Source organism: Mycoplasma phocoenae, from assembly GCF_012934855.1.
GTDB classification, from domain to species: Bacteria; Bacillota_I; Bacilli_A; order Mycoplasmatales; family Metamycoplasmataceae; genus Metamycoplasma; species Metamycoplasma phocoenae.
In genome coordinates, this window is sequence record NZ_CP051481.1 from 567,769 (window position 1) to 581,867 (window position 14,099).

The 14,099-nt window shown below is 28.5% G+C and carries 10 protein-coding genes and 1 other RNA gene; 3 read left to right on the top strand and 8 right to left on the bottom strand.

Annotated features, from left to right (window positions below; genetic code table 4):
• Nucleotides 1–38: 38 nt before the first annotated feature.
• The 3 genes from HGG69_RS02485 to HGG69_RS02495 form a co-directional block, all read right to left on the bottom strand.
• Nucleotides 39–614: a hypothetical protein gene (locus tag HGG69_RS02485; protein ID WP_169605213.1), complete on the bottom strand. Its 576-nt coding sequence runs from the start codon at nt 612–614 to the stop codon at nt 39–41.
• 128 nt (nt 615–742) lie between these two features.
• Nucleotides 743–1,408 carry a nuclease-related domain-containing protein gene (locus HGG69_RS02490; RefSeq protein WP_169605214.1) on the bottom strand — a complete coding sequence of 222 codons (666 nt, stop codon included), beginning with the start codon at nt 1,406–1,408 and terminating at the stop codon, nt 743–745.
• 8 nt (nt 1,409–1,416) lie between these two features.
• On the bottom strand, nt 1,417–2,118 hold the full coding sequence (locus HGG69_RS02495) for a YgjP-like metallopeptidase domain-containing protein (RefSeq protein ID WP_169605215.1): 702 nt from the start codon (nt 2,116–2,118) through the stop codon (nt 1,417–1,419).
• Between the two features lie 108 nt (nt 2,119–2,226).
• On the opposite strand from HGG69_RS02495, the gene rpsT reads away from it, so the two are divergent.
• The gene (rpsT, locus tag HGG69_RS02500; protein WP_169605216.1) at nt 2,227–2,499 is read left to right on the top strand and encodes a 30S ribosomal protein S20; all 273 of its coding nucleotides are present in this window, start codon (nt 2,227–2,229) and stop codon (nt 2,497–2,499) included.
• Nucleotides 2,500–2,597: 98 nt separating this feature from the next.
• The gene (locus HGG69_RS02505) at nt 2,598–3,146 is read left to right on the top strand and encodes an inorganic diphosphatase (protein WP_169605217.1); all 549 of its coding nucleotides are present in this window, start codon (nt 2,598–2,600) and stop codon (nt 3,144–3,146) included.
• Between the two features lie 51 nt (nt 3,147–3,197).
• On the opposite strand, the gene ssrA is transcribed toward HGG69_RS02505, so the two are convergent.
• The 4 genes from ssrA to infC all read right to left on the bottom strand — a co-directional run bounded on the left by ssrA (nt 3,198) and on the right by infC (nt 4,865).
• Nucleotides 3,198–3,578: a transfer-messenger RNA gene (gene ssrA / locus HGG69_RS02510) on the bottom strand.
• 61 nt (nt 3,579–3,639) lie between these two features.
• Complete coding sequence (gene rplT, locus HGG69_RS02515; protein WP_169605218.1) at nt 3,640–3,993, bottom strand: 50S ribosomal protein L20; 354 nt, start codon at nt 3,991–3,993, stop codon at nt 3,640–3,642.
• A 16-nt stretch (nt 3,994–4,009) separates the two neighbouring features.
• Complete coding sequence (gene rpmI / locus HGG69_RS02520) at nt 4,010–4,189, bottom strand: 50S ribosomal protein L35 (protein WP_419538361.1); 180 nt, start codon at nt 4,187–4,189, stop codon at nt 4,010–4,012.
• On the bottom strand, nt 4,179–4,865 hold the full coding sequence (infC, locus tag HGG69_RS02525) for a translation initiation factor IF-3 (RefSeq protein ID WP_336508882.1): 687 nt from the start codon (nt 4,863–4,865) through the stop codon (nt 4,179–4,181). Before infC ends, rpmI begins: the two co-directional genes overlap by 11 nt.
• An 822-nt stretch (nt 4,866–5,687) precedes the next feature.
• On the opposite strand from infC, the gene HGG69_RS03205 reads away from it, so the two are divergent.
• Nucleotides 5,688–5,960, top strand: coding sequence for a peptide-methionine (S)-S-oxide reductase (locus HGG69_RS03205; protein ID WP_419538372.1), 273 nt, complete (start codon nt 5,688–5,690; stop codon nt 5,958–5,960).
• A gap of 1,114 nt (nt 5,961–7,074) precedes the next feature.
• Here the strand turns inward: HGG69_RS03205 and HGG69_RS02540 are convergent.
• Nucleotides 7,075–13,287: a leucine-rich repeat protein gene (locus tag HGG69_RS02540; protein WP_169605220.1), complete on the bottom strand. Its 6,213-nt coding sequence runs from the start codon at nt 13,285–13,287 to the stop codon at nt 7,075–7,077.
• Between the last annotated feature and the right edge of the window lie 812 nt (nt 13,288–14,099).

Genomic DNA, 14,099 nt, shown 5'->3' on the forward strand with positions numbered 1-14,099 from the left:
ATACAAAAAAAACACCCACATGGTGTTTTTGTACTTTATTAACGATTAATTAGATAGTATACCCCAACACCTGTTAAAGCTATGCAGATAATAATTAAAATAATCAAGAATCAAATTAATGCTCAGAATTTTCATGAGATTTTTTCATCTGTTTCTACTCTAATTGTGCATGGACATTTTTCACATTCGTGTGATACAGTAGCGTCTTGAATAACTGTTACTTCTTTTGTTGTTTCAACTTTTTCTTCTGGTTTAGTAACCACTTCTTCTTTTTTAACTACTTTTTTTTCTTTTTTAGCTGGCGCTTTTTCGATTAATTGTTTTTCTTCTAAGTATTGAATCGCTGTATCGTGACTAACTTTTTCTGTTTCGATGATTTCTAATGATTTAGCTGCACCTTCTAAGCTCATGCTTCCACGGAATGCTCCGTTTTGGTGGAATCATACTCTTGAATTTTGGTTTAATGGTGTAGCAACATCAATAAATCTTTGAATAGCTTCACTGAATGATAAGAATGGTTCACGTTTGTCAATACCCATTTTTTTGAATTCTCAAATTTTAACATTTTGATCGTTTAGAGTTTCTGTAATATAAAATCTTGTTTTTTTTGCCATATTGGTTTCTCCTTAACTCATTTCGTTTTATCGTTTATATAATAACACATCAACAAGTATTGATGTAAAAAAAATGTGTTTTTATTGAATTTTGACTCATTTTGAATAAATTTTATCAATGTTTTAGCCTAAATACGGTACGATTGGAACTTTGCTTTATCTTTTGAACTGGTTGTTACAGCTCTTTTTAATGTATTGTATATGTTGTTTAATGTTTTTTCACTGTAAATTGTTTCAGTTTGAGCATTGAAATAATTAAATTTATTTTCAAACTCATAATCAAACATTATCATTGCATAATCAGGCACATTCGTAATTTGCAATGTGTTTTGAAAGCTTTCATAAATAACAAATGAATAAAAATTAACTTGCTTACCAATAATATTCGCCAAATGCTGAATGTGTTTATCATTTTGTTTTAACGAATTATTGATTTCATATGATGTTTCTGAGAACTCTTTGAGTCAAATATTTGAATTGTAATCTCCAGTAATGTTCCCCTTGATTGATTTTAATTCAACAACAATTATTCCTTTATCAGAAATTAAAACTCCATCAGTTTCAAACAAGTTATCGTCATATTTAAACAAGTTAGCAGGAATATAATGACAATGATTTTGTACTGCTCAGTTATTTAAATATAAACTGAATTCAGTTTCAAACTCACGTCCTCTTTCTATTCTTTTTGCTTTTGTGTATTTTAAATATAAAACTAAGACAATAACGGCAACAACAGATAAAGTAAATAGCACCAATCCTGCTACTAAGCCATTTTTTATAATATCTTCATTCATATTTCAACCTACCTTTGTTGTAATTTTTTATTTCAAATATTATACTGAGGAAAATACTCATAAACAATTTTTTTAAACTCTTTACTGTGATTAGCTTCATAAAAATGTGCCAACTCATGAACAATAACTGATTCAATACATTTTAATTCAAAACTAATGAGATCCATATTGAATTTTAATAAACCATGATTTACTGAATTTTTCGCTCAATAAGATTTTATGTTTTTAATAATTTTAAATGATTTATACTTATTAGTTACATTCATTTTTTTTGTATAGTATGGAATTAAAAAAGCAAGAATGTTGCTCAGTTGCATAATTTTGAATTTATCAATGCAATTTTTAACATTGTATTCAGTGATTTGTTTCAATTTGTATTCATATAAACAATCTTTAAATGTAAATGTCAGTATATTATTATAGATTGAGTAATGTATTTTTTTATCAAGAATTGTAAAATAATTATTTTCATAAGAAAAATATATTTTATTAAGTTTTTGAAATTTTCTTTTCATTAAAGTTTTTCTTATAAAATCAATATTGTCTTCGAAGGAACTGTTTTTGGATAATTTGAGTGTATATACATTTTCATCATTTTTTGTTTCTTTAGTAAAATATGTATTAACATTATTTGTGTATATGACATTTATTGTGTAGATAATATCATTAATAATCAATTCTTTTTTTAGGTTTATCAATGTTTTAGACATATATTAATTTTAACTTAAATACTTTTTTACACTAAAATAAGAAAAAAAAGATTTTTTTTATATAATATAAAGCATACGCTAAAAATCACAAACAAACGAGGAGAAAATATGGCAAACATTAAATCTAAACAAAAATCAATAACAACAAACGAAAAAGCAAGAGTTAGAAACGCTGCTATTAAATCACGTGTACGTACAGCTATCAAAAAAGTTAAATTAGCTGCTATGAAAAACGACGAACAATTAGTTAAATTAGTTCAAGACGCACACCATGAAATCGATAAAGCAGTTGCAAAAGGTGTTTTACATAAAAACAACGGTGCACGTAAAGCTTCTCGTTTGGATGCTTTTGTTGCGAAAAACGCATTAACACAAGCATAATTCATATTTCTCAATGATAAACTCACTTCGGTGAGTTTTTTTTATTATTACACAGTTTTTTTTAGTTGAAAATTATGTTTATGTAATAAAATTACAATATGAAAAATATTACAGTAAACATCGAAATAACAAAAGGAAGTAGAATCAAATACGAATACGATCGTAAAAGCGGAAAAATATTAGTAGATCGTATTTTAAGAGGTGATTTTAAATATCCAGCCAACTATGGTTACTTAGCAGAAGCTCTTGACTGAGACGGAGATGAATTAGATGTGCTTGTGTACTCATCAGAAAAATTTATGCCAGGAACAGCTCTAGAAGCCAGAGTTGTCGGGGCTATGAAGATGATTGATGATGGTGAAACAGATACTAAACTAATTGCCGTTCACGCTGATGACTATCGTTTAGATCACATTACTGAATTATCACACTTAGATCAAATGTGACTACAAAGCGTTAAAAACTTTTTCAGTACATACAAAAACTTTAAACGCGAAGGAATTACTTCAGTTGAAGGATTTGAAGATGTCAAATGAGCTGAAGCAGAATATAATGAATGCGTTGAGCTAATGAATAAATATGGTTCTATGGATAAAAAGGACTTCATTGCAAAAATGCAAAAAGAACACCCTGAAAAATACTTCTAATGTTATAGAATAAAAACCGTACTTAAATGTACTGGTTTTTTTATAAAAAAATGGTGGAGATGCGGGGAATTGAACCCCGGTCCACACACCAACACACTCTTAAGTACTACAGTTTAGTTTATTTTAATTTTCATAAGTTACTAATAAACAAAAAATAAGTTTATGAGGACACTGTTATTTCAATAATTAAAATAGTGTCAATTTTTAATTATCTATCCCTTACAACGTACATTCAATATCGGGCTATTGAAGACGACTATATGCTTTTAATTAAGCGAATAATAGGTTTGATTGATTATTGAACATAAGTGGTGAAACACTTAGTTCTTCTTTTTTAGAGTTTCCGTTTATTCGAAAGCCTAGTAGCAATTATAGTCTGCCACACTACTGCACTGTTGAGCTGCCAATGCCTGTCGAAGCCATTACATCCCCATTTTTTTGTACAAATATTATAATAAAAAATCAAGCAAGATTGCTTGATTTACGAAAATGTCTATTTTAGAGCTTCTTTTGCTTTAGCAACGATTTGTTCAAATGTTGCTGAATGATTGATAGCTAGTTCTGATAACATTTTACGGTTAATTTGAACGTTTGCTTTTTTAAGTCCATCGATTAAACGTGAGTATGAAATTCCTAATGGTCTTGACGCCGCATTGATACGAGCGATTCATAATTTTCTGAATTCACGTTTAATTTGTTTTCTATCTCTGAATGCATAGGTTCAAGATTTAACTACTGCTTGTTTAGCAACTTTGTATCCTCTTGATTTGTGTCCTCAGTAACCTTTAGCTAATTTTAATCATTTTCTTCTTCTTGCTCTAGTGACTGTTCCGCCTTTTACACGCATATTAAATCCTTCCTAATTAAATTAATTCTTTAAATCTTTTGTAATCTGAACTGTGCATTAGTCCTGATTTTCTTGATTGTCTTTTTTGTTTTGTTGATTTGTTTTGAGCTAAGTGTGAACGATAAGCTTTTCCACGTTTGATTTTACCTGAACCGGTAACTTTAACACGTTTTGTTAACGCACTTTTAGTTTTCATTTTTGGCATCGTTATCTCCTTGTTCTTTTGTTTGTTTTTCTAAAATTTGCACTTTCTTTTTATCTTTTTCTAAATACATATCCAAGAAACGATCATTAATCAATGTCGCTTCTTTTGAAATTTTTGCAATATCTTCTACACATGCATAGAATTTTTGAATGACTTCTTGACCGATTTCAGGTCTCATCATTTCTCTTCCGCGGAATTTTAGTGAAACCTTAACACGATCACCATTTAAAATAAATTCTCTTGCTTTTCTTGCCTTTGTATTTAAATCATGATCTCCGATATTTACTGTTAAACGAACTTCGCGGTTTACTGTAACAGATTGTTTTTCTTTTGCTTCTTTAGCTTTTTTCTTACGGTTATATTTAAACTTACCATAATCTAAAATTCTTGTAATTGGTTTGTTATCTACCATTGATATTAAAACTAAATCTTTTTTTTGTGATTTAGCTAATTCAATAGCTTCCGCCTTTGATAGAACACCAATTTTTGTACCATCTTCATCAGTTACGAATACTTTAGGAAAGGGTATGTCATGGTTTAAAATATGTTCGCTTTTTGGTTTTCTATCATTACGATAATTTTTGGTACTATTTGATTGAATAAGTATCTCCTTTAAAATAAAAAAAGTGGTATTTATCCACTTCTCAAAACTACAATATGTAAACATAGTAGCGACCCGAACTTATATAGAACTAGGTGAGAAATAGATCTTCTTTTTTGCTTAATGCTTTTATATAATAACACAAATTTTAAATATATATAAATTTAATAATAAAAAACTACGCAAAGTTGTTTTTAAGAAAATGATTATTTATGGATGTTTAATTCTGAACGGTTTTTATGTACTCGTGGTAAATATCATTTTTTAGGTAATTTAATAAAGATTTGGGGTTAACTTTTCCATAATCCACGCATTGAGTACGGATCCTTTTTATTTTTTGAAAATGTAATTTTAAGCTTCAATATCTTCTGCTAATAATGCTATTTGAACTACAACTGAATCTGTATCTTTATCGTTTTTACTAAATTTATTGATAATTTCTTGTTTTGTTTGTTTAGAAATCATTCTTTTTTAGAGAAAGTAAAGTTTGAATCTTTTAAAAAACAATAGATTGTAATTTATTTATGTACTATATTATTTTTTAGTATCTTCAAGTCATTAAATTACTATTTCGAAATAAAAATATTTGTTTCACGTGAATAAGAATAAACGTGTTCGATTTTTATCTTATATAATTAAATGATGTGAGTAATAATATTTTAATGTTACTTTATACTACCCATATAATTAAATTAATTTAATGAGTTAATAAGATGTAAAATGAAAATGACAAAAAAATTCACTTAACTGGAGGCTGTTTTTAGGAGTGCAAGCATATTTCAAAAATATATTTGAAATATTAAAAACAAGAGTTACCTATGTTAATGGAAATGCAATTCTACAAATTACAAACTGATAAAAAAGCACTCAACACGCAGAAGCTGTAGAATTAATCTTTGATTCTTTTATAATTTCAATTGAAGAAATTATCCTTGATTTCTTAAGAATTATTGTGATCCGACTTCAAAATATAAACAAGATGGTTGTGAAGGAATACAATATTGTTGTGATATATATTTTGAGGATAAACTTAGTAAGGAAGTTATCAATAAAGTTATTAATATAAGAAAAAAATATAACGAGTTTTATGTAGAAATTGAACAATTGAAACATTTCATAAAAGCAGAAAATTACCACCAAGATTATCAAATAAGAATATAAATGGATGTTAGCATATAAATCTATCTGCAGCGTATAAACCGTTTATTTCATATATTCCTAATTTCGATAAAATTGGTGATTTAGATGAAATAAGTAAAATGTATTGTTTAACAAAAAAACAGAAAAGTTGCATATATTCAAAATTAGCGGCGAGCCGCTATTTGCTTCTACAAAAAATTAATTCTTGACGCGAATGACCTAATTTTTCCAAACGTATTAAAGCATTAAATGTCATATATTTAAAGGATGATTCACACAATACAAAAATAACTGAAGGAGGGCAAAAATTGGAAATATCCATTTCGGGCATACATATAGTAATAGACTCAAAAAAATGGCGGCATAAGATATTGCGTAAATAGAGCAGCTTTGTTATTTGTTCCGTACGAAAAAATGGATAAATTAGGATATAAAGATTTAAAGATATTTTGTGAATAAAAACAAATTATAAAAATTATCTGAGCGTTTTTGGAATTGTTAAAATAATCTGCTTTTTTTAAATAGAAACATAATTGCTAATAAGTAAAAAACAAATTTGATACTGCCACAAAATAAAAAATATCCTTCTACGTAAGCGAATTGACTCATAATGGGTTAATTCATAATAAGAAATATTTAATAACTCAAATTTAAAAGAGATAACCTCCAATAATAAAGAATAAAAGAAAAAACAACTATCAAGGTTGCTTTTGAATTTTTTACTTGTTTTGAGGATTGTTTATTGCCTTGTTGAGTAAATTTTTGAATTTTTCTTTGTCAAAATCTTGCTGTTTTAATTGTTTGGTTTTTATAAGATATTCCTTATTTTAGTAATTCATATTGAATTAATTTAGGTCTTATATTATTTAATTAATCAACATTATTATAAAAAGTGAAATTGTAAATAGTTAACAAATTATTTATTTTGTAAAAAGACCTACTCCATCTATCGAAGGAGAAGGTCAAATTTATTGTTTAAATATATTTAATATACTTTAATACATATTTTAAAATGGCGATTATTCTTATTAGTGCACATCTAAAATAGATTATTAAATTTTTGCATATGTAGTTATTTACTTAAATTCTTTTTCTTGTTTGTATACAAGAAAACATTATTTAATCACACCACATTCTATTGCACATTTTCTTTTTCTGGTTTAATAAATTCTGGTTCCACAAACTCGACTCTTGTTGATAATATATTATGCTCCCAGATTTTTATTGCAGGTAAATTTTTTTTAGTAAATTCTTTATCACTCTCAAAAAGTTTATTTATTTTCATATGTTTTATAGGGGTATTTTTACCTATGATTCCAACAAATGGTTGTTTACCAATTTTAGTTACACTAGGGATAGATATATTTTCAAGATTTTTTGCATCTTTAAATGCATGATTACCCATTGTAAATAATTTTGGGGCTGTAAATTTAGTTACATCAGATTCTAAAAATGACTGAGTACCTATTTCTTCTAAATTATTAGCCAATATTTTTTTTACCCTAGAATTTTCAAATGCTGAATTACCAATTGATGTAACTTTCGGTAATCAAAGGAGTGAGTCATTGGCGATTTTTTCTGGTACGACTGTACTTTTTAAAGCGCCGGTATTTTTAAATGCGTCTCCAGCAATAAATTTAACATTTTTAATGTTAACAAATTCTAATGAACTTGCTCCATTAAATGCATCATTCCTAATTATTGAAGCATTCGGAAAATTAATTGTAGTTAATTTTTGTGCATTTTGAAATGCTTTTCCACCGATAGCGGTAACATTATTGCCGCTTATACTTGTAATTTTGTTATTAATATTGTTCTCGTTTCCTTCTTTTTCATTGAATGCTCCATAACCTATTCCTAAAATTTCGTCACCCAGCACAATGTCACCGGTAGCGCTAATATTTTTTAGAACGATATTATTGAATACAATCATCCCTTGACTGTTGGGCTTCAGCGACATATATCAAGGAGATTTATTTATTTCATCTATGTTCACAAAAAAGCCTTTGTAATTCTTGTGTAGCGTCAATTTTTTTAATTTGGGTGTATTAGGCTTCATATATCTTTCGCCTAATGTTGAACCAAAGAAATATTCTACAATATTTAATTCTTCACTTTTTTTTGTTTCTTTAATTCTCGCTAGAAAGGTGCCTGATTTAGTAGGTTTATCTGGTAGATCATATATTGTTGTAAGAGGGATTTTCTCTCCGCCTTCCTCTATTCTATATCATCCGACCTGATCTAATGTTTTTAGTTTTCCCTCTAATGTTGAATCAATATCATTTTGAGGGTCATTTAGAGCCTGTTTTTTAGCTTCTTTTTGGGCTTCATCATCAAAATTTCTTTCGATTATTTTAATAAGATCATCCTTAATATTGATAGTATCTTCAATTTCTGGTTCAATTTCTGGATATTCTAATGTTGGATCATTTTCCTTGTTTTTTATTGCCTGTCTTTTAGTTAAATATTCTTGCGTTTTTTGCTCAATAATAGATTCTATTTCTTGCAGTGTTTTAAATCCAGGTATTGTAACTTGTTTTGTGAATGTTACACCATCCTTTACCATGTCAACGCTGGCCACAATAGTTTTAGTAATATCATCCCTATTTATAATATTAATATTTTTAAGCAAAACCGACTCATCATTGACACTTAATTCAAAATCACTAGTTATTGCTTTAGAAGCCAGTGTGTTGTTATTAAGTAATGTAGGAACAACTTCAAGATTCTTTAAATCAGATAACGTTGTTGATGAGATTGCGATTTGTTTTTTGATTACTTTATCAGCAGGAATTGTAAATTTCTTACCTGCACTTGGAGTTACAGTAACTTCTCCAGTTGATTTATTAACAATAATTTGATCATCTGAAAGATTTAAAGAAGCATTGGCATTTTTAATAGATTCTTTAATTTTAGCTTCTTCAGAATCTTGAATGTCAGTTGAATTTGCTACTGGTGTTAATTCTGGAAGAACGTATGTTGCTTTATCAGTAGTAATTACAAATTTCTTACCTGCACTTGGAGTTACAGTAACTTCTCCAGTTGATTTATTAACAATAATTTGATCATCTGAAAGATTTAAAGAAGCATTGGCATTTTTAATAGATTCTTTAATTTTAGCTACTTCAGAATCTTGAATGTCAGTTGAATTTGATACTGGTGTTAATTCTGGAAGAACATATGTTGCTTTATCAGTAGTAATTACAAATTCCTTACCTGCACTTGGAGTTACAGTAACTTCTCCAGTTGATTTATTAACAATAATTTGATCATCTGAAAGATTTAAAGAAGCATTGGCATTTTTAATAGATTCTTTAATTTTAGCTACTTCAGAATCTTGAATGTCAGTTGAATTTGCTACTGGTGTTAATTCTGGAAGAACATATGTTGCTTTATCAGTAGTAATTACAAATTTCTTACCTGCACTTGGAGTTACAGTAACTTCTCCAGTTGATTTATTAACAATAATTTGATCATCTGAAAGATTTAAAGAAGCATTGGCATTTTTAATAGATTCTTTAATTTTAGCTTCTTCAGAATCTTGAATGTCAGTTGAATTTGCTACTGGTGTTAATTCTGGAAGAACGTATGTTGCTTTATCAACTGGAATTGTAAATTGTTTTCCATTTGCTGCGTTAACAGTAACAACACCTTCAGCTTTATCAACTTTAATGTCATCTAATTCAATAGTTGGGTTGGCTTTGTTAATAGCTGTTTGAATAGCTTTTACTTCTTCAGCAGTTAAATCAGCAGCATTAGCAACTGGTGTTACAGTTGGTAAACTAGCAACTACTTTTTCAGCAGGAATTGTAAATTTCTTACCTGTACTTGGAGTTACAGTAACTTCTCCAATTGATTTATTAACAATAATTTGATCATCTGAAAGATTTAAAGAAGCATTGGCATTTTTAATAGATTCTTTCATTTTAGCTTCTTCAGAATCTTGAATGTCAGTTGAATTTGCTACTGGTGTTAATTCTGGAAGAACATATGTCGCTTTATCAGTAGTAATTACAAATTTCTTACCTGCACTTGGAGTTACAGTAACTTCTCCAGTTGATTTATTAACAATAATTTGATCATCTGAAAGATTTAAAGAAGCATTGGCATTTTTAATAGATTCTTTAATTTTAGCTTCTTCAGAATCTTGAATGTCAGTTGAATTTGCTACTGGTGTTAATTCTGGAAGAACGTATGTTGCTTTATCAGTAGTAATTACAAATTTCTTACCTGCACTTGGAGTTACAGTAACTTCTCCAGTTGATTTATTAACAGCAATTTGAACATCTGGATGATTTAAAGAAGCATTGGCATTTTTAATAGATTCTATAATTTTAGATTCTTCAGAATCTTGAATGTCAGTTGAATTTGCTACTGGTGTTAATTCTGGAAGAACGTATGTTGCTTTATCAACTGGAATTGTAAATTGTTTTCCATTTGCTGCGTTAACAGTAACAACACCTTCAGCTTTATCAACTTTAATGTCATCTAATTCAATAGTTGGGTTGGCTTTGTTAATAGCTGTTTGAATAGCTTTTACTTCTTCAGCAGTTAAATCAGCAGCATTAGCAACTGGTGTTACAGTTGGTAAACTAGCAACTACTTTTTCAGCAGGAATTGTAAATTTCTTACCTGCACTTGGAGTTACAGTAACTTCTCCAGTTGATTTATTAACAATAATTTGATCATCTGAAAGATTTAAAGAAGCATTGGCATTTTTAATAGATTCTTTCATTTTAGCTTCTTCAGAATCTTGAATGTCAGTTGAATTTGCTACTGGTGTTAATTCTGGAAGAACATATGTCGCTTTATCAGTAGTAATTACAAATTTCTTACCTGCACTTGGAGTTACAGTAACTTCTCCAGTTGATTTATTAACAATAATTTGATCATCTGAAAGATTTAAAGAAGCGTTGGCATTTTTAATAGATTCTTTAATTTTAGCTACTTCAGAATCTTGAATGTCAGTTGAATTTGCTACTGGTGTTAATTCTGGAAGAACATATGTCGCTTTTTCAACTGGAATTGTAAATTGTTTTCCATTTGCTGCGTTAACAGTAACAACACCTTTAGCTTTATCAACTTTAATGTCATCTAATTCAATAGTTGGGTTGGCTTTGTTAATAGCTGTTTGAATAGCTTTTACTTCTTCAGCAGTTAAATCAGCAGCATTAGCAACTGGTGTTACAGTTGGTAAACTAGCAACTACTTTTTCAGCAGGAATTGTAAATTTCTTACCTGCACTTGGAGTTACAGTAACTTCTCCAGTTGATTTATTAACAATAATTTGATCATCTGAAAGATTTAAAGAAGCATTGGCATTTTTAATAGATTCTTTCATTTTAGCTTCTTCAGAATCTTGAATGTCAGTTGAATTTGCTACTGGTGTTAATTCTGGAAGAACATATGTCGCTTTATCAGTAGTAATTACAAATTTCTTACCTGCACTTGGAGTTACAGTAACTTCTCCAGTTGATTTATTAACAATAATTTGATCATCTGAAAGATTTAAAGAAGCATTGGCATTTTTAATAGATTCTTTAATTTTAGCTACTTCAGAATCTTGAATGTCAGTTGAATTTGATACTGGTGTTAATTCTGGAAGAACATATGTTGCTTTATCAGTAGTAATTACAAATTCCTTACCTGCACTTGGAGTTACAGTAACTTCTCCAGTTGATTTATTAACAATAATTTGATCATCTGAAAGATTTAAAGAAGCATTGGCATTTTTAATAGATTCTTTAATTTTAGCTTCTTCAGAATCTTGAATGTCAGTTGAATTTGCTACTGGTGTTAATTCTGGAAGAACGTATGTTGCTTTATCAACTGGAATTGTAAATTGTTTTCCATTTGCTGCGTTAACAGTAACAACACCTTTAGCTTTATCAACTTTAATGTCATCTAATTCAATAGTTGGGTTGGCTTTGTTAATAGCTGTTTGAATAGCTTTTACTTCTTCAGCAGTTAAATCAGCAGCATTAGCAACTGGTGTTACAGTTGGTAAACTAGCAACTACTTTTTCAGCAGGAATTGTAAATTTCTTACCTGCACTTGGAGTTACAGTAACTTCTCCAGTTGATTTATTAACAGCAATTTGAACATCTGGATGATTTAAAGAAGCATTGGCATTTTTAATAGATTCTATAATTTTAGCTTCTTCAGAATCTTGAATGTCAGTTAAATTTGCTACTGGTATTAATTCTGGAAGAACATATGTTGCTTTTTCAACTGGAATTGTAAATTGTTTTCCATTTGCTGCGTTAACAGTAACAACACCTTTAGCTTTATCAACTTTAATGTCATCTAATTCAATAGTTGGGTTGGCTTTGTTAATAGCTGTTTGAATAGCTTTTACTTCTTCAGCAGTTAAATCAGCAGCATTAGCAACTGGTGTTACAGTTGGTAAACTAGCAACTACTTTTTCAGCAGGAATTGTAAATTTCTTACCTGTACTTGGAGTTACAGTAACTTCTCCAATTGATTTATTAACAGCAATTTGAACATCTGGATGATTTAAAGAAGCATTGGCATTTTTAATAGATTCTATAATTTTAGCTTCTTCAGAATCTTGAATGTCAGTTAGATTTGCTACTGGTGTTAATTCTGGAAGAACATATGTTGCTTTTTCAACTGGAATTGTAAATTGTTTTCCATTTGCTGCGTTAACAGTAACAACACCTTCAGCTTTATCAACTTTAATGTCATCTAATTCAATAGTTGGGTTGGCTTTGTTAATAGCTGTTTGAATAGCTTTTACTTCTTCAGCAGTTAAATCAGTAGCATTAGCAACTGGTGTTACAGTTGGTAAACTAGCAACCACTTTTTCAACTGGAATTGTAAATTGTTTTCCATTTGCTGCGTTAACAGTAACAACACCTTCAGCTTTATCAACTTTAATGTCATCTAATTCAATAGTTGGGTTGGCTTTGTTAATAGCTGTTTGAATAGCTTTTACTTCTTCAGCAGTTAAATCAGCAGCATTAGCAACTACAACGGGCGCAGGGTTTTTAAAAGTTAATTTTCGTTTTTGAACTACAGTTTTATCTGCTGGAATAACTGTTTGTAAATAATCTGGATGTTTAATAGTAACAGTTCCATCATTAGCAACATCAATTTCTTTATTGGTTAAATTAAATCTTTGATTTGCTTTTTTAACTTTTTGTTTGATTTCGTTTTTTTCTTTATCTGAGATATTATTTATATCATCAACCTCAGTTGATATAATTTCTATATTAATGTTTTCTTGATGTTTATCAGTTAAATTTGAAATCATTAAAGCATTCGCAGCTAATGTAGCGGATAAAGTTGTTGATGTTATTAATTTTATTAAAGTTTTCTTTTTCATTTGACTTCCTTTTTGTTTAAAAAACATTATTATTATACTAAATAATCTATTAATGAGCATAAAACCAGTAAATAAAACCTTCACAATTCACAAATCAACCTTAAAAAGATATTTAAAATAAAAAAATAAATTTTTTAAAAAAGTTTTATATATTCAAGCGTATTAAGTTGCATTATTTTATGATTTAAATTATTGTTTTTGTTTAATCGTAATTTCATATAAATCAGTAATTAGTGTATTCAAAGATTGAAGTTTATCAAGGCTTAAATGAATTTTGGAGCGCTTCCAATATTTACATTAATGAGCATCATAAAATTCAAATAATTATCGTAAAAACAACTAACATATATTTTTGAAGTTGTTTTTATTTTTATTCAATTTAATATGGTTATAAGATGTTGTTTATTAAACAATTTTATTTAAAATTTGCATAAAAAACTCTCAATCATCATAAGGTTTATGGAAAAATTTATTATTAGGCTGTGGAAATTAGTATATTTTTCTTTTATCAAATTTATTGCAATAAAGGTTTATCGTATCAAATGAAACCTCAGTAAATAATATCACTAATTTAACGTATGTGGAACAGGGGCACCAGAATTGGCGGCGAGGTGATTCCCATTAATTCTATTCTCTCGAGCTTAAGTGAGTATTGATATACTTTTACATATCCACACACGTTGCACTACCGGTTATACCCATAAGCTGTGAAACAACTTATTAATTTACCAAAATTATACTTTGCATTTTCAATCAAAGCATTATGGATAATTTTCATAAATATAATTGCTTCAGTTTCATTTTCTACTAAT